Here is a 23,122-nt window from a genome sequence, read left to right as displayed (position 1 = left end):
TTGCAGCGCCGCGTCAATGCGTGGGGGCTCTGTAGACGTTTGAAATATGCCAAGCCTTGATAGGTGATGCCATAGACAAGAATGAACTCTTTGTAGAAATTCGCCTCTGTCGACCGCACAATTACCAACCGCCTTAACCAAGACCGTTTTCTTTCAGAGAGGATCCATTTCAAGTTGAACCGAAGTCAGGTTTTTGCCTGGCGAGGATTGAGCGGCACAGTCACGGTCTCAAAGGGCACTGCTTTGAATTCCTCCGGCAGCACCCTGCACGAACTACAGCTCTTGGCCTGCTTTCAGCTCTTGCCATTTCAAAAAGGCGTTAACGCCCGTTTTGGCAATCAAACTTGGTGGGAGTTTCTGTGGGTCGGGCATAGCAATAGCTCGGTCCAGACGTTCGGATGGCGTATCTGTCGCCAATTCAGCCGCTAACATGCCCGAGAGTGTGCCGCGTACTGTGCCCAACCCGTTCTGGCAGCAGGCGGAATACAAACCTGTTTCCAATTCGCCCACGACATTCACATTGTTACGGCTCAGACAGAGCCGTCCGCCCCATCTGTATTGCATTTCCGTCTTCGCGAGCATTGGAAAGCGCGCGCGAAAGGCTTTGTCGTGGTCGCGTGCGACTGCGTTGATGCGGGCATCCGTGACCTCCATGGAAGGGTCGTAGGTGAACCTGTTCCGCACGACGATCCGGGTTTCTGCCCCGGTTGTGATGCGCCTGACGGTTGTGCCCATCGGGTCTGCAGGCGTGATGCTCCACTGGTCGCGCCCGCCCAGAGCCTCGACTTCTTCAGACGTCAAATTGCGTGTCATGGAGGCATAGGTGAAAACATGCATCAATCGATTGGCCTTGAAGCCGAAGCTATTCAGATGTCCGTTGACCGCCAGGATGACGCGGGGGGTTGAGACGCGGCCTTTCGGGGTTTCCACTTGCCAATCGACACTTCGCGTCAGTGCGGTAACTGGGCTGTTCTCGAACAGCTGAACGCGGTTCGACGCGATCCCCGCCGCGACACCGCGCACGAATGCGGCGGGCTGGATTATCGCGGTGCCCGCCGTAAACAGACCGCTGACATAGAAGTCCGTGCCGGTGATTTCCTGCATCTGCGCCTTGTCAAGCATCTGATAAGGTTCAGCCATCTTGGCCAAATGGGCTGCATGCCGCCGATTATGCTGATCGCCCTTCGCGGTCGCAGCCCCGTTGATCTTGCCGCAGCGATCAAAAACGTCGGGGCCAAGGCCAAAGTCCGCTGCCATTTGTGCAGCAAACTCGATCGCGTGCCTGTTGTCGGCGGTTTGGACGACATCGTGGTTGAGCGCGCCGCCATAATCCGCCGAAGACAGATCATGGGGTAGGTCGATCATAAAGCCCGAGTTGCGGCCCGCCGGACCTTCCGCAACGCGTTGCGCCTCAAGCACCACGATGTGATCACTGGGCCGCAGCTGCGCCAATCGACGTGCTGCGGCCAACCCCGCAAAGCCCGCACCGATGACAACCCAGTCAGCTGTCATCTTCCGCTCGAGCACTTGTGCCGCCGGAGGGTCGGGAAGCAGCTTATTCCATGCAGCAGGCCCAGGATCTTTAGGGAGTTTGCTGACTTGAATATGCGTCATGTCAGCGGTCCTGGTTCAGGGCGTCCGCTGCAGGTATCTCGCGCTCACGGCGGGCGATGTAGTCCAGCAGGGCTTCATCTGTTGCTGGGTCCAGCTTTGGTTCTTCGTACTCGTTAAGCAGATCCCGCACGCGCGTCAGGGCGCGTTCATTGATCTCGACCGATCCGTCGGCCTGCCATTGCTCGATTGAGTTGTTGTCAAACATCTCGGGCATGAAGAATGCTTTCTGGAAGTTCTCCAGCGTGTGCGGATGCCCAAGGTAATGCCCGCCTGGGCCTACATCGCGGACGGCCTGCAAGGCCTCGTCAAAATCATCCCAGTTGATGCCGGAAGCCATCCGGTACCCCATGGCGCATTGCTCTGCATCCACAACGAATTTTGCCATGGAGCAATGCATGCCCGCCTCATTCCATCCAGCGGAATGCCAGATGTAATTTGCCCCGGACATCAGGACTGCCATCATCGTGCTGGCGCTCTCGTAGCCCGCTTGTGCATCGAAGGTCTTGGCCCCACCCAGCGTATTCGAGGTGCGCCAAGGCACATCGTAGAACCGCGCCATTTGCCCGATCATCATGTTCATCAGGCTGATCTCTGGGGTGCCTGCCATCGGCGCACCCGACTTCATCGAGACAGTCGAAAGGTAGTGGCCGTAAATTGCCGGTGTCCCTTTTTGGACGACTTGCGTGTAGGCGAGACCGCTCAGCGCTTCCGCGTTAAGTTGCGCAACCGTCGGGGCCACACCGGCGGGCGTATTCGCGCCCCCGAGAACGAACGGCGAGCACAACACCGGCTGGTTGTACTTCGCAAACGCCCGCAGCGCGCCAAGCATGGTTTCGTCCCAGACCAGGGGCGAGTTGCCGTTGCAGTTCCCCGTCACAACCGGGTTGTTCAACATGAATTCTTTGCCAAACAAGATCGCACTCATGTCCATGACATCTTCGGCGTTCTTGGGGCTGGTGGTCATGCCCATGAAGGTTTTGTCGGAGTATTTCATCGACGAGTAGGTGATGCGGAGATGACGCTGGCTGATCGGATGATCGTAGGGTTCCACGATGTGGTGCGCCGAAGAATGGATCGCGGGCAGCATGTGGCTAAGCTTGTGAAAGTTCGCCAAGTCATCAAGTGTTGGATTGCGCCGTACATCCTGCTGGTCGCGCAAATAGGGCGCGCCTGTCATGGGCACAAAGATCGAATGATCGTTGCCAAACGGCAGGTTGTTGGCAGGATTGCGGGCGGTGTAGGTGAAGCTTGCCGGGATGCTGCTGATCAATTCGCGCACAAGGCCACGATCAAGATGGACCGTTTCGCCGCGCACATCTGCGCCTGCGCGTTTCCAGTCTTCCAGTGCAATGGGGTCACGGAACACCACGCCCACATCTTCAAGAATGGCGAGGGAGGCCGCATCGATCCGTGCGACTTGTTCGGCGCTCATCGGTTCCACCAAGGGGATGCCGCGCTTTAGGGCGGGCAACATGGTCAGATCGCGCTTTTGACGCACCGCTTTGCGCGCGCCCCGGCCTCGGCGGGTTTTGCCGACAGCTTCAACGCTCATCCGACGTTATCTCCCTCGGTCGGATCGGTCAGGTCGATCCAGATTGTCTTGAGCTCAGTGAACTGGTCATGGGCGTGGATGCCATTGTCACGCCCACCAAAGCCCGACTGCTTGTAGCCGCCGAACGGCGTTGAGATGTCGCCCTCGCCGTAACAATTTACCGTCACAGTGCCCGCCTTGATGTCGCGCGCGGCGCGGATGGCGCGGCGGGAATTGGCAGTGAAGACGCTGGCAGCAAGGCCATAGTCTGTCTGGTTCGCAATCTCGATTGCTTCGTCATTGCTGGCGGCTGTGATGACCGACAGGATGGGGCCGAATATCTCGTCCTTCGCCTTGGGGTCGTTGCGGCTGACTTCGTAGATCGTGGGCGCGATAAACGGCCCTTCGCCCTTGTCCTCTTGGTCGAGAAAACTGCGGACCTTGTCACAATGTCCGGCGTCGATAAGCGCGCCAATGTGGTTGGTTGGGTCCAAAGGGTCCCCGGTTCTCCAATCCCGCATCCGCGCCTTGATCCGCTCCATCAGGGGGCCCTTCACCTTCTGATGCGCAATCAAGCGCGAGGTTGCAGAGCAGTTTTGGCCCGCGTTCCAAAAGGCTGCGTTCACCACATGCTCGGCCACGTGATCCAGGTTTTCGGCATCGTCGAAAACCACCGCCGGGTTCTTTCCGCCGCATTCCAGCACAACCTTCTTGAGGTTGCTGTCCGCCGCATAACGCAGGAACCTTTTGCCGGTTTCGGTTGAGCCGGTGAAGCTGACCATATCGACATCCGGGTGCAGCCCAAGTGGTTCACCGACAGACGGGCCGTCTCCGGGCAAGACCTGCAAGACCCCCCGCGGGACACCGGCTTCATGGGCAAGCTCGGCCACGCGCAGGGCCGTCATGGACGTCTGTTCTGCCGGCTTGACGATCACCGAACACCCCGCCGCAAGCGCCGGTCCGATCTTCCACGCGAGCATCATCAAGGGGAAGTTCCAGGGCAGCACGGCGCCCACAACACCAATCGGTTCGCGCACGATCATCGAAATCGCGTCATCGCCGGTAGGTCCTGCCTGATCATAGATCTTATCGACGGCTTCTGCGTGCCATTTGATGCAGTGGATCGTCTCTGGCACGTCAATCGTTTCGCAATCCAAAATGGGCTTGCCGCTTTCAAGGCTTTCCATGACCGCCAATTCACGACGGTTGCGGGTGATCAGCTTGCACAGGCGGATCAACACGTCCTTGCGAGCGGAGGGATGTTTTTTGGACCAGTGCCCCTGTTCGAATGCTTGGCGCGCCTTCTGTACCGCAAAATCAACGTCCGTTGCATCGCAGCCGCTGATCTCAACCAACACCTCTCCGGTGGCGGGGTTTGTTGTCTCGAATGTGGCCCCGCTGCCTGCCCTGTACTTGCCGTCAATGAAAGCGGTTCTCGGCAAATCAAGGGCTTGCGCAATCGCCTGATACTCTGCGTGGGTCAGAAGATCGCTCATATCGCCTCTCCGGTGATGTTGGATATCGTGGTGTTCATGGTTCGGATCACTTCGGCCAGCTCGCGCTTGTCATCCTTGTTCAAGGGCTGAAGCGGCTTGCGCGGTGGCCCGGCATCAATGCCGCGCAGCGTCAGCCCGTATTTGATGCATTGAACAAACTTGCCGCCCTGCTCCAGCACGCTCATCAATGGCAGCATCGCCGACATGATCGCGCGCCCCTTGGTGAAGTCGCCCTCCACGGCGCAGGCTTGGTAAAGGGCGATATGCGCTTCAGGCGCGAAGTTGGACCCCGCGCACACCCAGCTGCGCGCGCCCCATGCAAAGAACTCAAGCGCCTGATCGTCCATCCCGCAACTCAGCGCGATATGGGGGTAGTCCCGCGCCAGCATGTGAACGCGGTTGATGTCGCCAGAGCTTTCCTTGATCGCGCAGAAATTTGGAGATCGCCCAACGCGGTCGAGCGTCTCTTCATCCATGTTCACCGACATGCGGCCAGGATAATTGTAAAGCATTGCGGGCAAATTCGCGGCCCTGTCGATCGCAAGTGCATGCAGCGCGATCTCCCGTCCGGTGGGGTAGGCGTAGGGGGGCGTTGCGATCAGTAGCGCATCCGCCCCGACGTCTTTTGCCGCTTTGGCAAACCGGACGCTGTCTTCCGTCCTTATGGCACCGGTTCCGACAATCATCGGGACCCGGCCTCCGATCAACTCAGCACAGCGGCCCATCATCCAGACACGCTCTTCCTCGGTCTGCGCGTAGTATTCGCCCGTCGAACCCGCGACGATTATCCCGTGCACCCCGGCGCCAATCAGATGCTCGACCGTCTGCGCAAGCGCGTCTTCGTTGCAGGAAAAGTTGTCAAAATAGGGGGTGACGATGGGCGTATAGATGCCTTCAAAGCGCATTGCGTCGATCTTTCATTGATATCACATCGAGGGGCAGGGGATCTGGACGAACATATCTTTCCAGCTGATCCCGCGAGAGACCCCAGTGCTGCAACGTCAGATCCGCGGCAAGCGCGGGTTCATGTGCTTCGATGGCCGAGATCATCGCGTCATGCTGGTCAATCGACTTCCCGACGCGGGTTTTATCAACGTCAGACTGGGGGGCAAAAAACGTCTGGCCAAGACGGGTGTGGTCCACCAGCATGCGTTTGAGGCCTGCAAAGAGGTACGGGTTTTGTGCCATGTCGCCGACCTTTTCGTGAAAGTCGTGGTTCAGAAGGCCCGCCGCTTTGGCGTCGCCCGCCTTTGCGGCGGAGGTAAAACCTTGCTGGATGTCTTTAAGCTCGGAAACCTGCCGCGCGGTTCTGTTTTCGGCCGCCTGGCGGGCTATCGAGCAATAGATGAGCGGAGCCGTCTGAAAAAAGACCCGCAGGGTTGCAAGATCCATCGACTCGACCTTTGCGCCCCGGTTTTCCTCCAGCCGCACATAGCCGCCGCCCGCGAGCCGATGCAGAACTTCGCGCAGCGGCGTGCGGGAGATCCCGTATTCTTCGGAAAGGCGCGCTTCATCCAGGTCAGATCCCGGCGCGATCTCTTGTGTAAGAATCCGAGAACGCAGGTCTGAGGCGCAGAACGCTTTCTTGTGCTTTGCCATGGGTGACTCCCTATACTTTTTGTATACTTAGAAAATACAATATTCGTCAATGGCACCTGGACCTTCTTCCAAAGGGACTGGCAAAGGGCGTCTGCCGCCCGCATTGCGGCCTCGAAACCAGCCCGCCGCGACCTGCGGGTACAGATGCCATGCTGTTTCGGCTAAACTGCGAGCAGCTTGCACCGACGTCTTCTCAGACATGCTTGCCCACGCGATGAAGAACGGGGCAAACATAGGCATGGCACAAAATGCAGCCTGCCCGATGACAGATGGCGACCTTGATGGGATTGCATCCCTGACGACGGGATTGCCAAAATCATCTGCGCCTTAACCTGGAAAACAGTTCATGAGCAAAGACCCTCTTTGGCAATGGAGCGCCACTCAGATCGCCGAGGCAACGCGGGCCGGAGATGTGACGGCGACAGAGGCGACTGAAGCCGCGATTGCCCGCATGGAGGCGGTCAACCCAGACCTGAATGCCGTGGTTGAAAGCCTGGCTGACACGGCAAGGGCTGAAGCCGAAGCCCTTGATGCGAGGGCCAGTGCCAAGGGTCCGCTGCACGGTGTGCCCGTCACGATCAAGATCAACGTGGATCAAACTGGCCATGCCACTTCCAACGGCGTGGCGGCGTTCAAAGACCTCATCGCACCTGACGATGCGCCAATTGTCCGTAACTTGAAGGCAGCGGGCGCAGTTGTGATCGGGCGTACCAACACGCCTGAGTTTTCCTTTCGGGCCGACACCGACAATCCACTTTTTGGCCGGACCCATAACCCTTGGGGAAGGCATGTGTCCGCCGGCGGATCCTCAGGCGGTGCGGGATCGGCTGTCATGGCCGGGATCGGGGCCTTAGCCCATGGCAATGACATTGGCGGATCGCTACGATTTCCGGCATCGGCAAATGGTGCCGTGACGGTCAAACCAGGGTTGGGTCGCGTGCCCGCCTACAACCCGAGCCAAAAGGTTGAACGCGGCTTGCTTGCGCAATCCATGTCGGTCCAAGGGCTGATCGTGCGGCACGCGGCAGATCTGCATCTTGCGATGCCGTCGCTGATTGCGCCTGACCCACGAGATCCGTTCCACGTTCCCATGCCCTGGCGCGGGAACCCGTTGGAAGGGCCTATTCGCGTCGCCGTCTCACGGGATGATTTTGGCTTTGGCTTGCACCCCGAGGTCGCCATAGCTTTGGACAAAGCCGCGTCCGCCCTGTCTGACGCAGGCTACAGGGTCGAATTGGTCGAGCCGCCCATTGCGCAAGAGACCGGAGAAGTCGGCTACCGGGCGTTGTTGGGTGAGGTCAAAGCCTTGCTCGGCACCGATATCAGAACATACGGCTCCGCCGAGTTGAACACGATCTTTGATGAATACTACCGGCAGTTCCCCCCGTACGAAGGCGAAGAGCTGCTCACCGCGCTGGCGCAGCGCACGCACTACGCGCGCGCCTGGTCGGTCTTTTTGGAAGACTACCCACTGGTCCTGACGCCTTTCCTGCTCAAGCCGTTCTTCGCCCCTGGGCGCGACGCGGAAGGGCCAGAAGGTGTGAGGGATGCTTTGGGCGGCGCACATTGGTCGTTCATCATGAATTTCCTGGGACTGCCAGCAGGCAATCTGCCGACGCATATCGCTGAAATGCCGGGCGGACCTCAGCCCATTGGGGTGCAGATCGCCGGGCGTCGTTGGCGGGAAGATTTGATCGTGGATGCGATGCAGGCGATTGAGCAGACGATCCCGCCAGCGTGCGGCACGCTTTGGAAAATGTCCGCTCAGGGCGGCCCTCAGTCGTAGTTTGGCTACGTAGAATGTTAGATGCCGCGCCGCAATCGACGGCGGGTTTGAGCCCATTTTGATTGTAAGCTCCGCCGCTGCGAAACCCCGTTCAGGCTTGTTTGCAAGCCCACCATCGCAACAAGACCTTAGGCCATGTCAGGCAAATCTTTGTTGCGCTGGCATGGGAACAGTCCCTGCGGCTACACCCAAGGTGAGCCCCTAGCCGCGTCGCTCGCTAAAGCTTGGCCCGTCTTCCGGGGGCTCACCTCGCGTTTGCTCGGTGCCGAATGACACGCGCTGAACGGCGAACTGCCCTCAGTCTTCGGGCCCTTCCGGTTGCGGGGCGGCGCTGGGGGCTGCGAGGACGGCATCGTCGACCGCCTCAAGCTCGATGAACTGCGGCCGATCCGCGGGGAGTTCGATCTCAGCGCTGGTGGCGGCAAGTGGGTCGACGTCGCGCAGATCACCAAAGTCCATACCGCTGAGCTTTTCGAGGAACGCGATCGAAATCTGGAAGGTTTTGTAGGCACCGAAGGCAAACTCGCTGCTTTCAATCCCAAAGCCCTCCACAGCTTCGTTACTGCGCAAGTCTTGCAAGTAGGTTTGGATCGCTTGGCCCTGACTGAGCAGATAGGCGGTAGCGTGTAGCCCGACGGCGCCTTCCGTCTTCTCGACATCCATCACGACCACTTTCCAGTATTGCAGCGGCAGGTAAAAACCAGGCGCGATCTCCTCAACGAGCGGGTCGTCGTCGCTGAAGAGGGGCCCGGTAAGGACGCTGGCTTTGAATTCATGGGTGCGCGTGCTGTCGAGGATATGGTTCTCAAGCCCCTGCCATGTTTTCTTGCTTTGGTTCAGCGCGGCGTGCTGTGGGGAGGCGTTGGTGTAGTGGAACGTATCGAAATTGGCTTGAACGGCGCGCTCTTCCTCATCCCCCCAGTTCGGGTCCTCCCGGCGCACCATGTGCCCCCGATCGAGCGCGCCCGGGAAGTCATCTTTGCCCAATTGGCTTTCCACGGGGATGCGTTTGTCGAAGAACCACTTATCACGGCCGCGCTTGACCCGGATGGACTTGGCACCGTCGATATTGACCGCTGTGACGACCGGGCTCTTCCGCTCGGTGTCGTAGAGAAGGCCGAAGTGGGTGTAGCGAAGCTCGTTGGGGCGTTGCGGTGTGGCATCGGTCGGCGTGGCCAGGGTGAAAGTGCCATCTGGCAACTTTGGAAAGGGCACTGCGCTCGAAAGGAAGTTCGGATCATAGCCCGCGCGCCCTTCGAAAAACGCTGGCTCGTGATAGCCGTCAGTGCGCTCAACCTCCAACGCCCCTTCAATCATGATCTGGGTTGGGCGTTCCCCCGCCAAAAGCGACTTCAGCGTGCTGACACGCACGGCGCTATTGGCCACGCCATACTGACCGGCAAAGTGCACCCCGACCACGGCATCACGGTCGAGGCTGAGCAGTGGCGAGCCTGAGTTGCCGCCCAACGTGGTGCAATCATGGCTGAGGGTTACACCGGGTTGTGTCGACATCATCTGCCCGGGGGAGAAACGCTTAACGTTGTAGATGCTGTTAAAGTATTGTTCCATCTCGGTCTTGTCGTTGCGACTGTCAAAAGCGGGATAGCCGATGACTGCGACGGTCTCTTCCACTTCGGGATCCGTATCAGCCAAGGGCAGCGGCTCAAGCGCGATCCCGCCCGACACCCTGACCCGCCCGATAGCGACATCGGCACTGTGATCGTCGGCTAGGTACGTGAAGCGCTCGATCACGGCCAGGCGAGCATCGCTCGGCAGCGCGCCCACCTCTTCGTTGAAGTCTACTTCTGCGCCGTAGCGCACCATGGTGAAAGGCGAGCGCATGAACACGCCTTCGCCTTTGGCGTTGCGCCGGGCGACTTCGGCGGCGACATGGCGATTTGTCACGACAAGGAAGGTACCGCCTGTCTCTTTTTTGACGACCCAGGCGGTGCCGCCCCACGTCATGGGATGGTTGAGAAATTCAACGCGGCCAACGGACTGTCCCCAGATCTCGTTGCGCACGATCTTGTCGCCAATATCTGCCGGAAAGTCGGGCAGCGGCACCTGTTCGACCTTGCCATTGCGAAACAACAGCGGGGGCCGTGTGACCGTTTTGACAATTGCTTCAAGGCGCGTTGCAGGCATTCTCATGCTTTCCAACTGCGTGGCCGACGCGTTCATTCCCGCGAGCGCTGTCTGATGGTCGACACCAAGCTCTTCTAGGATCGGGTGCCCCGCCATGCCGCCCAAGGCGCGCTCGGCGCTTGCCATGCGCCCCGAGGTCCGCATCATTTCGAGCCGGTTCAAACTTTCCTTGTGAGCTTGCGTCGTCACGGTTCCATCTCCCTCTAATCAGTTATTCAAAGTGGTTTGGGTTACGGTGGTCCTAGGAAAAGAAATTAAGTCATGACCTCTGCTGCGTCGTTGCGCCGAAAAGCAACTCTCCGATCTGCTTTGTGGACATCTCAGCCGCCAATACGGCAAATGCAGCGGTGACGGCGGGTCCCATCATCCTGGGGCTCAGTTGCGCGGCAATCGTCATAGGATCACGGGCCACCGCCTCAGGAACGGCATCGAGATGCCCTGCGATACGGCGCGCGAAAACCCGCGCCCCATGGGCGCGGCCTTCTGCGAGGTCGGGATAGAACGCGGCAAAGGCCATCCGTCGCAACAGCGCGCGGGCGGAGGCTATCGGATCATCCTGCGCCATCAGGCAATCCAGACGTCTCCGCAGCAAGGGGTCAGTCTCGCCATATTCCGCCCAACCTGCCTCTCTCCACCCTTCGGGTCGGCTCTCCTTTGGCCAGGGCCAAGAGCCCATCGCCGTAACGCGCCAGCGTTCCGCGGCACGGGCAAGGGTCGGGACGTCATGAACCGTATGGAACAGCGTGAACGCACAAGCCCAATCACAGGTCAAACCCAGTGCGCCCAGGATCTCGGGTCCATCTTCATGCGCGGTATCAAGGTATCGCGCGTAGTGATCAAACCGATCCCCCGAGCCTAGAAGCGGCAGGAGCTCGTCCAAACCTTGATAAAGCCCCGTCAGCCAGCGCCCCATCACCGGGCTATGGTCGATCCGCGCCAAGGTCCCAAGCCGCCCGGCAAGTGGGTTGAGACGGGCAACCTCGTGGTGCATCCCCTCGGCATTTGCGGCTTCCGGGTCGCTTACGATCCCGTAGCGCTGCGCCACGTCTTGCCCTTGCCGCGCGGCGCTACTCCCACGTAGCCCCCCTTGGGACCGCCGCGCCTCGACAATGTCGCGGGGAATGTCCGCCTGGCTGCGGCTGGATTTACCAAGGCCGGAATTGGCGGCGATGAGAGCAAAATCCAAAGCCCCGGCAAGGGCCAAACGATCGCCTCTGCGGCGGTTGTCGAAAACGCGCTCCTTAAAAGCGTCGTCTGCACGCAAATGTGCCACCAAGTCCGCGAACGCTGTTTCCGCGTAGATCTCGTCATTCACCAACGAAAAGAAATGAGAATACTCCGCATAAAGGGCCTGACGGCGTTTCTGCGGAACCGTTTGAAGAAGGGCGATTGCGCGCGCCCATTGGCCACTTAACCAGTAGTACGCGATAATGGCAGGCGCTTCCGGCTGATCGCCCGAAGGCTTCGTCGGGAAGCCGGCATTGCCGGAAAAAACAACGTGAGCTTCCAGAGCATCACCCTTTTCGAGAGTCATTTCCAGCTCTTGTATGGCGAGCGGGTCCATGCCCTGTGCAGGGTCACTCGCGGTGGTTTCGAGGTCGGCTTCGGAGGCTTCATCAAGATCGGCGCCGGAGCGTTGCCCAAGCGCTTGACGGATGCGGATGGCCGCGTCCCGTGGCAATTCTTCTATGTCGTCTTGCGAGAATCCAGAGACTTGTTCGGCGGTGAAATCAGGCATGGGATCGCGATCTCGCGTCGCCTGGAAAGCATGGTAAAGGGCGGTCTCTGGGTCGCCGTTCTGCGCAAACCAATCGCGGGCTTTGCGGTCGATCTCGCCGGCAAGATCTGACTGCTCGGCATAAAGAACAGGGAGGATAATACGGCGAAGCTGCGTTTCGTGCTTAAGCCAATCGACACCGTCGGGCACGACGAGCCAGTGCTGGCTGGACAGGTCCCGCCACAATTGATCCGCCTCAGCCGGTTCAATGCTTTCCTGCAAAATGACCGGGGCCAGTATGCCCCGCAGACAATCCGCGTTGATGCGCCGGAGGATCAGTCCGGGATGCGCTAGGGCTGCAAGTCGGGGGTCATCGATACGCGACAGGATCGCCCGATAGAGGTAGGCCGCCCCCAGCGCGCCTTTTCCGCCGACGGCAAGCGATCCCGGGTCGAAGTCAGGCTCTTTGGATGATCGAGCAGCCAGGCGCAGCATCAAGGGGTTATGAGAACGCCCGACGGTCGGGTCTACGCGCGCGCTGTCAGGCAGGTCGTCTTCTTCGGCAGCAGCCAAGATGTCGTCGACGGCTTCTTCATCAACATCCAGTTCAGAAAGTAGCTCGCGCGCTTCGTCTTCGCTTAGCCCGCTAAGTGACAGAGGCTTGCCTTGGATCCTCTCTTTGTCAGGGTCCAACGCATCGCCCCGACCCGCAGCGAGCACCCGCATTGGCCCAAATCCCGCCCGCAACAGATGATCGAACAGCGCAAATAGGCTGCGAATGCGCTGGTCCCCTTGGCTGCGCAACTCCTCCAATGTGTCGAGGACGACAACTACGTGCGTTTTTGCTTCGGTCACCGCTCGGGCCATCGCGTCGGTCAACTCGAACGGTAACCCGGCACTGGTGGAGTCGTTGGGCTCTCCCATACCCGCATATTTCAGTCTGAGGTGACGCAATTCGTTGGCTTTGCTTGGGATCATATCGCCAAGCTGGCGCGACATCTCGAAAACCAGGTCGTCTTCGTGCTCGAGGTTGAGGCTACGGCGGTCGAAGTCGAGATGAATGATTATCGGGCGCTGGGCGTCACGGCGGTAAAGCGCCATTGCGCGGTCCAAAAGAAAGCTTTTCCCAATGCCCGGCAACCCCGTGATGAACAAAGCGCGCGTTGGCGCGTCGCTCTGCCCGTCCTCGATCCAGTCTGCGATGCGCTTGAGTTCCGGCGCGCGCCCGACAAATTCCCGGTCGAGGATGGCGCGGGCGCGCTCGGTCGCATCGATCAGGTTTAACGCGCCGCGCAGCCGCACCAATTTGTCATAACCTTCCGCTTGCGCGCCTGCGCGGTCCAGGACATCAGTCAATTCCTGAAGCCGGGCGCGGTCGCCAGCACTTGGCAAATCCGATAGGTTGCCAAGCACTACGTCGATGGCCTCTGACCCGTATTCACCGACGCCACGCAGGGCTTTGTCAATCGGCGTTAGCCCATCGACTGACCCGGAATCTTCGAAAGCCTGGCTTTGCCCGAGATCGCCGGCGCCCGCGCTCCTATCGGCGGCCAGATCGTCGAGGACCTTATGGCGTGGACCGGGGCGCAGGCTCCATTCGCCCGGCGCCTCGGATCCGCTTTCTTGGGAACTGGCGCGGATCTCTGACAACAATTGTACCGATTGCGTCCGGGTTAGCGACACGTCCAAAGCTTGTGACGCCGCGTTGATCGCATCCTTGGGCGAGAAAGTCGGACGCATTGCTGCAAAGCGCAGTGCCGCTTGCAACCCCTCTTTGAGCGTATCGTCAAGCGGGCGCATCATGGTGCTCCCCCCTGTCCAGCTTGATCAATCCTGTATCTCAGGTTCATCCGCAACGATTCTGCGGCGTCCTGAAAATGCGTCGCGTCGCGCAGCGCCAGCCGACCCATCATGGCGCTATCGGCGATGACGCGCTGTTCTGGTTGCGTCATGCCGAGGCCGTAGGTGCTGTCGATAGCGCCGACAATATGCATCAAACTGTCCAAACGCACATCGCCTATGCGTTCAATCCAAATGCCCGGACGGTTCAGACCCGCCGGACTATCGGATTGCGGCTGCGGCAATGCGTAGGTTTCACCCCCAGCCAACACAAAACGCAGCGACGGTTCGTGCAATAGGACCTGTATGAGAATCTCCAACTGTTGTTGCGGCCCGTCCAACAGGCCCCCTCGTGGGTTGTCGAAATAGATCCAGGCAGGATTTTCCACCGTCCCTTCAAGTTTGCGGACCAAAGCAGCTACGAGCGCTTTGGCTTGGTCCTTATACATTGCCCCTTCACTGGTCTGGTTGGCGGTTACGCCCTGCCGTGGCTTGGGCGCACTTGTACCCAAAATCTGCAAAGCCATCTCATCGTAGAGATCCTTGATGGCCAAACGAAGAACAAAACGCGGCACGCCAAAGCGAACCCCGTTCTCGGCCAGCATTTGCCGCAGGATCTCGTAGGTGAATTCCATACCCGGCGTTTCGTCCACCCAAAGCCTCCGTACCCATATGCCCCGCAGGTTCTTCGCGGCTACCTCGTGGTGCACCACGTCGTGGACTGCTGTGCAAAAGTCCTCGCGCCCGATGACCAGTTCTCCGTTCACGGTCCCGTTTGTCGAATAGACAAAGCGAGGCTTGCGGTCGCGATCTATGGCCTCCGTGACCTGATCTTTATCACCAAAGATGGCATAAGGCACAGCCAAGCCGTGGCCACTAAGAATACCCTGATGAAAGCCCACATAATCGTGGTTCTGATCAAAAATTGGCGCTCCGGACGATCCCGGCGACGTCCCAGCCATGGCCACATCAAACAAAAAACGGGCGGGATCATCTTCGGACGCATCCATCACCAAATTCGCAGCATCTGTCGGCGCAAACGTGCCTGTACCCTCCGGCGTGGGCTGCACCTGCGCTTGTTGATGCAGGAGTAGCACTTGATGCAGGCCTTTCGGAAGCGGGACAGTCGGCCGAGGCAACGTGCAACCCGTCAGCATCGGCCTTTCAAGATACATCAGCGCCGCGTCGGGATATTGCCGCAGTGTTTCAAGGGAAATGTCAGTCGCACTGAGCGTCCGATCCGCTTGGGATTCGTGGCAGGGAAGTTCTACGGGCAGCGCGAGTACCTTGTTGAGCGTGGTACTGTGAGCGAAGCGCACCGAGAGGTCAGACCGTCTTTGACCAGGTACGTTCAGCCGTGTGACGTGCCACGCCGTCAGCGCCAGCCGGCTGGAGATCAGCGTCGCCACCCCACAAAACCCGTTTGCGTCAAATACAAACAAGCGAAAGCCATGGTCGGCCTTTTGCAAGAATTCAGCGCGGGCGCGGGCGTTGAACTCTCCAGCGGGCAGCGAAGGGGGAGGTTCTTCTTCGGTTGCTGTCTGCATCTCAGCCATGAAATGCCATTCCAACTCGCTCTCTGACAGGAAGATCCTCAATTCCTCGGCCAGCGTCGTTTTCCCGCCGAAGGCAGGCATAGAGTTCACGACTTCTACATTTGCCTTAAGGACGCTCAGGGTCGTTGGCGCGGGATCGAAACCCTGCACTTTCAGCAATACCTCAGCAACCTCAGTAATATGGGTGTCGAGAAGTTTTTGTAACTCATCTGCTGTTACAGGCATCCACTCATTTCCCTAAAATGCACGGTGGGAACGTTGTGAAAGAACTTAAAAAGACTTGTCAAAGGCGAGGCCCTTCCAAGACGGGCCAGATATGTAAGAGGCTAAGCTAGTGAATACTTAAACAGAAGAATGAGTGTTCACTCAAGTTATTTGAGGCTGACTTTCGACACCCCCCTAATAAGGCAACGCCTTTAGAGGGCTAATACCGCTACATATGAGCTAGTAGATTTTTTTGGGATTTGCGTTGGTTCTCGTCCAGACTTCGCCACTTGGTGGATTGCCGCTTTGGCGCTTTATGCGCCGCCAGGGCGAAAACCACTACTAAAGAACTTGCCGTAGCCATACGGCACCGCTCGGTCCCGCACGCCGTTCGGTTGCTCAGTCAGGCAACGCGCAGCCAATCATCTTATGGGGTCGCTCGGCTTTTTGAGTGTAATGAGGACCAAACACGCGGCCACGTCTTGTCTGGACCTAATGCGCGTCAAGGATCGTCGTGACAGTCGTTGGCAAGTGCCCAGTGGCCCAAACGTCACCTAAACTCATTTCGTGCCCTTCGGGAATGTACCCAGTTCGGTGATGCGGTACCCGGCTGGATATGTAGGCCGTTTGCGCGCCGTGATGAGGCGGGGGCGTCGGCGGGCGGGCATGCGGCGCAGAAGGGCGGCTCGGAGCCCAAGACCTGCAAAAACCAACCGTTCAAGCCAGACCGGAGGACTTGCGAACCCCATCGCCGCGCGCAGCGGGGGGTCGCAAAGTGCGTGCACGGCTGGTCGCCCAAACGGCACCAATATCTTCGGCAGGTAAAAGGAAAGCAGAAGGTCCCGGGTGGCGATCCCGATCTCTGCGTTGCTATCGGCGTAGCGAAAATGGGCTTTCTCGTAGGCGCGACCGAGGGCGTCGAACGCCTCGTAATCCGCAGGGATCGCGTCGATGCCCATCCGGCGCCCCAATGTGCGATGGTAGGTTGTCCAGGCTTCTCGCTCCCGATCCTTCATCGCACGGCGCCCAAAGCGTTCCAGCCACTTCACAGGCTCCACGACGAAGGTCGTCAGGACATACAGCATATCGTCGTTCGAGATGCGGTAGTGCCCGTGCATGGCGTTGATGCGATCCAGAGCCGCGCGGCCTCGGGCGCTGTCCTGACCGTTCTCGCTGATCTCGGATAACAGCAGTTCGGTGTCATCGTACCGCTTGCGTGTGTCGTCTAGAAACGCGCCGGTACGGGCCAGGAGACCGGAGATCGACGGAACGCCGTAGGTCCGAAAAAGCGCGAATTCCAGAGCCTTTTCAATGTCCCAAGCGAACTCGCAGGTGCCAAGCAGGAACACGATGCGTTCAAAGTCAGTCGACGGGTCAAGCCGTTCGATTTCTTCGGACCAGCGTGACATGAGCGATCTCCCCGGGCGGCCGCGCCCGATGATCGAAGGATGTCGCGATACCGGTTTCCGATCAAGGGACGGCTTGCCCTCGGAGCCAACGGCTTCGGCGTTTCGTGCACCTCCCCGCAGCAACGGTCGCGTTCTGAATGTCGTGCGACTGCAACGACTTGCTGGCAATCGTTCAGCGTGGTCTGCCCTAAGCTTGGCTATTGCAGTAGCTGCACGAACTGGAATGCACGTCCGCGATTGACGTTTCGCGCAGCTTGCTCACCAGGCTCTCTTCGATCTCTTCCAGAACCACTGCGACGCGGGCTTGAAGGCCCGTTTCCACACTGCAATCTGACGGCTCGGCATCAGTGCCGCTCCCTGAGACAAGCCGCTCATCCAAAGCCAGGTAAACGTCCGCAAGCGTGATGCTTTGGGCTGGTTTGGCGAGGCGCCAGCCTCCGGCATGGCCCTTCTCGGATGAGAGAAGGCCACATTCTCGCAGGCGACCAAGCACACGGCGCACCACCACGGGATTGGTTCCGGCGTGTTCCGCGATCTCAGCGGATGTGCGCACGCGGTCGGGGTCGCCCGCCATATGGCTGAGCGTGTGTAATGCGAGGGAAAGGCGGCTGTTACGCTTCATGTGGAAATCTGCTCAATAGCGTTATGATGTAACATTGAGAGTTGCATGTATTTCGTAACTGAGTAAGTTGCGTGATCTGAGACGTATGCCATGGAGCGCCAATATGCCAGATCAACGCCTTCCCGTCACAGTGCTTTCCGGTTTTCTGGGGGCGGGTAAGACCACCCTGCTGAACCGTGTGCTCAACAATCGAGAGGGTCGCCGGGTTGCCGTGATCGTCAACGACATGTCCGAGGTCAACATCGATGCCGACCTTGTTCGGGCCGATACCGAGTTGAGCCGGACCGACGAAACCCTGGTCGAGATGTCGAACGGCTGCATTTGTTGCACGCTGCGCGATGACCTGTTGGACGAAGTGCGCAGGTTGGCGGCTGAGGGGCGGTTTGACTACCTGTTGATCGAGAGCACTGGCATATCAGAGCCGCTTCCGGTGGCAGCGACCTTCGACTTCCGCGATGAGGAAGGGGAGAGCTTGTCTGATGTTGCACGGCTCGACACGATGGTAACTGTCGTTGATGCGGTGAACCTTTTGAAAGACTTTTCGTCCCATGACTTCCTGCGGGATCGGGGCGAAACCATGGGCGAAGAGGATGAACGGACCCTTGTCCACCTGCTGACCGATCAGATCGAATTTGCCGATGTGGTGATTTTGAACAAGGTCAGTGACGCCGGGCTAGAACGCGTGGACGCCGCCCGCAAGATCATCCGTAGCTTGAACGCTGACGCCGAGATCATCGAGACCAATCAATCGCAGGTCGCGGCAGAGGCGATCCTTGATACGGGCATGTTTGACTTCGAGAAGGCCCATGAATACCCGATGTGGGCCAAAGAGCTGTACGGTTTTGCAGATCATACGCCGGAGACGGAAGAATACGGCGTCGCCTCCTTCGTCTACCGGGCGCGGCTGCCGTTTGTGCCTGAGAAGATCCTGGCCGTTTTGAACGGCGACTTGCCCGGCGTGATCCGCGCCAAAGGTCATTTCTGGATATCGACACGCCCCGACTGGGTGGCCGAGTTCTCCCTGGCCGGGTCCCTTTCCAGCGTCACACCCCTCGGCAACTGGTGGGCAACGGTTCCGGAAGAACGCAGGCCAGATCACGATAGCGCCCGGGCCTACATGAACGCCCATTGGCAAGAGCCTTGGGGCGATAGGCGCCAGGAGATCGTTTTCATCGGTGCAGGTATTGATTGGCCAGCGTTGAGGGCTCGGTTGGATGCCTGTTTGGTGGCTGCTGTGGCGACGTCCGGGCCCGATGACTTACCCGACTACCCGGACCCGTTCCCGATCTGGCGTCGGGCGGATCAAGCAGCATGAAGTCCGCATGGCAGACGATCAGCGGTGCGGCAATTGATGCGGGCGTGGCTGACGGATGAATTCGAGGGACGTCCTGTGGCGAACACTGAATTCAAACGTTTCCGGAAACTTAGGTCCGCAACCTACACCTATTCGGAGTGAAAACCCTACTGTTTTAAGATCGACAAGGGCGGCAGCCTCTAAGACGTCACCCGCCACCTCTTCGCAAGCTTCGGCGACTCACATCTCCAACGGTGCCACGGCCCGCTGATAAAGGTGCCACGTTGTATGGCCAAGGATCGGCAGGGTGAAGATCAAACCCAGGAACGCAGGCACCAGGGACAACAGCATGGTGACAGAAATGATCGCGGCCCAGGTGAGCATGACCACGGGGTTCTCTGCAACGACGCGGACCGACGTCACAATTGCTGAGACGAAGTTGGTTTCCCGGTCAAGCAACAGGGGCATGGACACCACGGTCACTGAGAACATCACAGCCGAAAGAATTGCGCCGACGCCGGTGCCGACTGCCAGGAAGGTCCAGCCTTCCGGTGTGAAGAATACGGCGTTCAAGAACCCATCAAGGCTGGAGAACGACGCGTCCTGCAGGATGACGGCCAGCCAAAGCCGGACCTGGTAGCTCCACACCCAGAAAATGAACAGGGTAACGAAGGCCATCCATCCCAGTTCACGCTTGCGCTGATTGGCCATCACCGTGAGGATTTCACGCCACCCGAACGCCTCGTCCTTTTGCATCCGGCGCGACATTTCATAAAGCCCCGCCGCGGCGAATGGGGCGACCAATGGAAACGCCACAACGGCGGGAATGATCATCCAGATTTCGCCGAGCCAGACCAGGCACCAAACAAACAGGATCCCGAAGACCGCATAGAACAGGCCGAAAAAGCCGCTCATCAGCGGACGCGCAAGGAAGTCCGAGAAGCCAGCCTTCAGGGAGGCTTTGATATCTTCCGGCGTTACTTTGTTGACCCTGGGCATCGCCTCGTGCTGCGAAATGCCGTTTCCCGGCGGTGTCGATCCGGCGGTTTTGGTTGTCATGACAAACTCCCCCCAAAGCACAGTGCGGCGCACAGCTGACTGTAACAGGCGTAGCGGTGCGGCAGGCACATCATCTCACCACATTAGTCTGGAACAGGTCGGACATTAGGACAAGTGGCCTGCGTAAACCTTGGTTTTCAGAGGGTAATTGCGCATCGCGGCCGATTTTTGGAGATGCGGGGGCTGCCGCCTCGGGCGCTTCCCGTGGTGGCAAAGTGCCATTGGCGACGCAGAGACCTCCTGATTTTCCGCCCAAGCGCCGTCCCTGATCCGTAGATACGAGCGCCGCTTCGAAGGTCGCCGTCCCGGGTCTTGCGCGGTCGCCAAGGGGTCGCGGCGTGTTGGCCAAGACCTCCCTCCATCGATTTTGTTTCGGAAACACCCATCAAAGTGATAGGTTCAATCTATTGATTCATTTCATTGGCAACCAAAAGCCCCGACGCAATGCACTCCCTTCGCCAAATTCTTTCGGTCCAAAGGCAGGCATTCTGTGGCGTCGGTTTGGTGGTTTTCTGTACGCTCGCTCCGCAAGCGCAGGGTTGCACCGTGGACGGAATGAGCCGCTTTGTTGGCCAATGGTACGGCGAAGGAAACGTGCAGGAGGACCAGGACGCGGCGCTGGAAACAGTCGCCTGCCGGATCATCTTCTCGTCCCCGGAAGCCGGCCACATTGTGACGCGGGGCCTTTGTGCCACGGCGAATGAGACCCGTGAAGTTTCCGGGCACCTCACCTGTCGCGGCGGGCAGCTCTCAGGGCCGCTGCTGGCCTCAGACCAAGAGCCCGAGCCCCGTCTGATCAGCGCGACCGCGACGGAAACAGAAACGATCCTAGAGCTTGAGGGCATTCACCCAAGCCGCGGCGATGCGTTGCGTTATCGCTTGCGGGTCACCTTCAACGGATCGAACGAGATGACGATGCGGATCACGCGCGGTGCCTTGACCGCGCTGAACATCCGGTACGGGCGCGAATGACCGCGCGTATCGGCATGGGGCTGGGACTGGAACGCCTTGGACTGTTCGCCCTTGCGCGGCCAAAGACTGCGGGCGCGCTAGTCGTGGCCTTGACGCTCGTGCTGGTTGCCGCACTGCCCGGTTTGCGGTTTCAGGGCGATATCCTGGGCCAGACAGATCGCCAAAGCGCCGTTTGGCGAGACTATGAGACCTTGCGCAGTGATTTCGCGCTTGCCATGCCGCACATCTATATCCTGGCTGATCCGCCCGATACGGACGGCGCGATTGAGGATTGGTTGCACGATCAACGTCAGTTGGTCCTCAACCTGAGGCTGACGCCGGGGGTTGCCGACGTCCAATCCCTGTTTGCATTGCGTGAGGCCCGTGACGGCGGTGGAACGCAACCGCTGATCGCCACAGCGAATGTCCTGGCAAGTGTCGATGACCTACATTCGCTTGCGGCAGAGCGGCCAGACGTGGCCGCCTTCTTGAACCCGGACGGGCCGGTATCGCGCATTGCCATTGTTCTGGATCAGGACCGGACAGGTGACGCCGATTTCACCGAAAACATGATCGAGCGGATCTCTGGTTTGGTCGAAAACTCCCCCCTCAGCACTCAGATGGCCGGGGCGAGCATCGTGCAACATGAGATTTCCGAAACGCTGTTGCGCGACATGGTCCGTATGATCGCCTTGTCGACCCTTGTCGGCTGGTCGATGGGCCTTTTGGTCTTTGCCGACTTTCGGGCGGTGCTGATCACCAACATCATCAGCCCGGTCGCCATGATCTGGACCGCCGGGTTTGCCGCGATGACGGGCCAAGCGCTCAATTCGATAACCATTGTCCTTCCGCTTCTTGCCTCGATTATCGCCTTCGCCGATGCCATTCACCTGATCGTCCCCCTGTCCAAAAGACTTGCGGAGGGGGAGCCGCTGCGCGCTTCAATCGCGACGGTCGTGCATGCGGTCGGGCCGGCGACCGCCCTGACCTCAATGACCACGGCGCTTGCCTTTGGGTCTTTGGCCATGGCCGGCGGTGGCATGGTGGGCGTTGCTTGGCTGGGTGTGGCGGCGGTCATTTTGGCCTGGCTTGCGGTTATCACGCTGGCGCCTCTGCTGTGCCTGCTACTGGCCAGCAATGGCCTCGGGACGACGCGTTTCAATTCGGCGCGATTCCAATCGTTGTTCTGCTCCATTGCCGCAAAGACCCTGTCGCGTGGCCCGTTGATTTTCGCGAGTGCGGCGGGGGCGGGCATCGTCTTGCTGGGGGCAGCTAGCCAGTTGCCTTCCGAGCATTTACCGTCCGACTACTTGCCACGCTCATCCCAAGCTCGCGCGGCAGAGATGGACATGGAAAGGTTCTTTTCCGGGAGCCTTTCGGTCCTTGTCGCCATGCCGGTGGCCAACACAAGCGGGCCGTTGGATCCCGCAAACCAGGCCCGGTTGAGGGCATGGCAGGAGGCGTTGGAGGGCGCATCGGAAGGGGGCACCGTATGGTCCCGCGCGCGTTTGTCCGACGCACTCGCCGCGCAACTGCCGGAAAATGCACCAGATCTGTCGGCGGATGGCGACCGAATGCTTCTGGTCGTAAGTCATGGGTGGGAAGAGACGGGCACGCAATCCCTGGCCCGGGTAGCGCAGATGCGGACGGCTCTGGCAGCCCTGCCGGGCGGCGAGGGAGCGCAGATCTCCGGCGCTTCGACAATTGTCGCCACGACGGCGTTAGGCGACATAGAGCGATTGCGCACGGGTCTATTCCTCAGCATCGGCTTGGCCGCCGGTCTCGTCACCGTTTTGTCCCGTAGCTTGGCCGCTGGTATTGCCGTCGGCCTGTCAGTCCTACTCAGTTCCCTTGTCGTGCTTGTCGGCAGCGCCGCATGGTCGGGGGCCGTCAGTTACGGCCTGATCGTGGCGTTGATCATTGCGGTCGGCATTGCCATTGATGACGGCATTCATCTGGTCAACGTCGCACGCGGTCCGAATACAAACGGGCGGATCTCGTCCTTGGCTTGGACGGATGCCCTTGCCCGCACCGGCGGGGCGGTCCTTGTGACCAGCCTGATCCTCATGGTGACGCTCCTCGTCACCCAAGCCTCAAGCATGCCAGCCCTGCGCGGGATTGGCCGCGAAGTGATCCTTGCCTTGGCGGCGGCGTTCGTTCTCACGTTGACGGTGATCGCGCCCACGGCCGTTTTCATGGATCGGCTGTTGGCGCGCATGGTGCAGCGGAAAGCGCCGCGCGATGCATAGGTGCAACGATACTCTGCCGCCCAAATGCGGCGCAACGGCTGCCCTGCCGTC

Annotated in this window: 15 protein-coding genes; 4 read left to right on the top strand and 11 right to left on the bottom strand. The window is 59.5% G+C overall.

The features are described 5' to 3' along the window. Positions 1–273 precede the first annotated feature (273 nt). The 5 genes from AC6I9R_RS17250 to AC6I9R_RS17230 are packed head-to-tail and all read right to left on the bottom strand — an operon-like array spanning position 274 to position 6,240. Positions 274–1,614: an NAD(P)/FAD-dependent oxidoreductase gene (locus tag AC6I9R_RS17250; RefSeq protein ID WP_461427238.1), complete on the bottom strand. Its 1,341-nt coding sequence runs from the start codon at positions 1,612–1,614 to the stop codon at positions 274–276. A gap of 1 nt (position 1,615) precedes the next feature. Beyond that, positions 1,616–3,166, bottom strand: a complete 1,551-nt coding sequence (locus AC6I9R_RS17245) for a trimethylamine methyltransferase family protein (RefSeq protein WP_461427239.1) — start codon at positions 3,164–3,166, stop codon at positions 1,616–1,618. Then, positions 3,163–4,641: an aldehyde dehydrogenase gene (locus AC6I9R_RS17240; RefSeq protein WP_461427240.1), complete on the bottom strand. Its 1,479-nt coding sequence runs from the start codon at positions 4,639–4,641 to the stop codon at positions 3,163–3,165. Before AC6I9R_RS17240 ends, AC6I9R_RS17245 begins: the two co-directional genes overlap by 4 nt. Beyond that, a complete protein-coding gene (locus AC6I9R_RS17235) occupies positions 4,638–5,546 on the bottom strand; it encodes a dihydrodipicolinate synthase family protein (protein ID WP_461427241.1) in 909 nt (302 codons plus the stop codon). The genes AC6I9R_RS17240 and AC6I9R_RS17235 overlap by 4 nt, the downstream gene beginning before the upstream one ends. Next, positions 5,536–6,240, bottom strand: a complete 705-nt coding sequence (locus tag AC6I9R_RS17230; RefSeq protein ID WP_461427242.1) for a GntR family transcriptional regulator — start codon at positions 6,238–6,240, stop codon at positions 5,536–5,538. The genes AC6I9R_RS17235 and AC6I9R_RS17230 overlap by 11 nt, the downstream gene beginning before the upstream one ends. A 346-nt stretch (positions 6,241–6,586) precedes the next feature. On the opposite strand from AC6I9R_RS17230, the gene AC6I9R_RS17225 reads away from it, so the two are divergent. Continuing rightward, entirely contained in the window at positions 6,587–8,026 is a 1,440-nt protein-coding gene (locus AC6I9R_RS17225) for an amidase (protein WP_461427243.1), read from the top strand. Positions 8,027–8,323: 297 nt separating this feature from the next. On the opposite strand, the gene AC6I9R_RS17220 is transcribed toward AC6I9R_RS17225, so the two are convergent. The 5 genes from AC6I9R_RS17220 to AC6I9R_RS17200 form a co-directional block, all read right to left on the bottom strand. Next, on the bottom strand, positions 8,324–10,360 hold the full coding sequence (locus AC6I9R_RS17220) for a DNA/RNA non-specific endonuclease (RefSeq protein ID WP_461427244.1): 2,037 nt from the start codon (positions 10,358–10,360) through the stop codon (positions 8,324–8,326). A 70-nt stretch (positions 10,361–10,430) separates the two neighbouring features. Beyond that, complete coding sequence (locus AC6I9R_RS17215) at positions 10,431–13,691, bottom strand: AAA family ATPase (protein WP_461427245.1); 3,261 nt, start codon at positions 13,689–13,691, stop codon at positions 10,431–10,433. Next, positions 13,688–15,508: a trypsin-like serine peptidase gene (locus AC6I9R_RS17210; RefSeq protein ID WP_461427246.1), complete on the bottom strand. Its 1,821-nt coding sequence runs from the start codon at positions 15,506–15,508 to the stop codon at positions 13,688–13,690. The genes AC6I9R_RS17215 and AC6I9R_RS17210 overlap by 4 nt, the downstream gene beginning before the upstream one ends. Positions 15,509–16,047: 539 nt before the next feature. Next, positions 16,048–16,896, bottom strand: coding sequence for an oxygenase MpaB family protein (locus AC6I9R_RS17205; protein ID WP_461427247.1), 849 nt, complete (start codon positions 16,894–16,896; stop codon positions 16,048–16,050). A 187-nt stretch (positions 16,897–17,083) separates the two neighbouring features. Then, positions 17,084–17,518: an RrF2 family transcriptional regulator gene (locus tag AC6I9R_RS17200; protein WP_461427248.1), complete on the bottom strand. Its 435-nt coding sequence runs from the start codon at positions 17,516–17,518 to the stop codon at positions 17,084–17,086. A 103-nt stretch (positions 17,519–17,621) separates the two neighbouring features. Here AC6I9R_RS17200 and AC6I9R_RS17195 point away from each other — a divergent pair, with 103 nt between their 5' ends. Then, a complete protein-coding gene (locus tag AC6I9R_RS17195) occupies positions 17,622–18,833 on the top strand; it encodes a GTP-binding protein (RefSeq protein WP_461427249.1) in 1,212 nt (403 codons plus the stop codon). A 219-nt stretch (positions 18,834–19,052) separates the two neighbouring features. On the opposite strand, the gene AC6I9R_RS17190 is transcribed toward AC6I9R_RS17195, so the two are convergent. Further along, positions 19,053–19,871 (bottom strand): DUF2189 domain-containing protein, encoded by an 819-nt coding sequence (locus AC6I9R_RS17190; RefSeq protein ID WP_461427250.1) that lies wholly within the window; start codon positions 19,869–19,871, stop codon positions 19,053–19,055. Positions 19,872–20,426: 555 nt separating this feature from the next. Between AC6I9R_RS17190 and AC6I9R_RS17185 the strand changes: the two genes are divergently transcribed. Continuing rightward, positions 20,427–20,843 carry a hypothetical protein gene (locus AC6I9R_RS17185; protein WP_461427251.1) on the top strand — a complete coding sequence of 139 codons (417 nt, stop codon included), beginning with the start codon at positions 20,427–20,429 and terminating at the stop codon, positions 20,841–20,843. Next, positions 20,840–23,071, top strand: a complete 2,232-nt coding sequence (locus AC6I9R_RS17180; protein ID WP_461427252.1) for an MMPL family transporter — start codon at positions 20,840–20,842, stop codon at positions 23,069–23,071. Before AC6I9R_RS17185 ends, AC6I9R_RS17180 begins: the two co-directional genes overlap by 4 nt. The last annotated feature ends 51 nt before the right edge of the window (positions 23,072–23,122 follow it).

Source organism: Gymnodinialimonas sp., from assembly GCF_059726805.1.
This window is presented reverse-complemented; position numbering and strand designations above follow the sequence as displayed.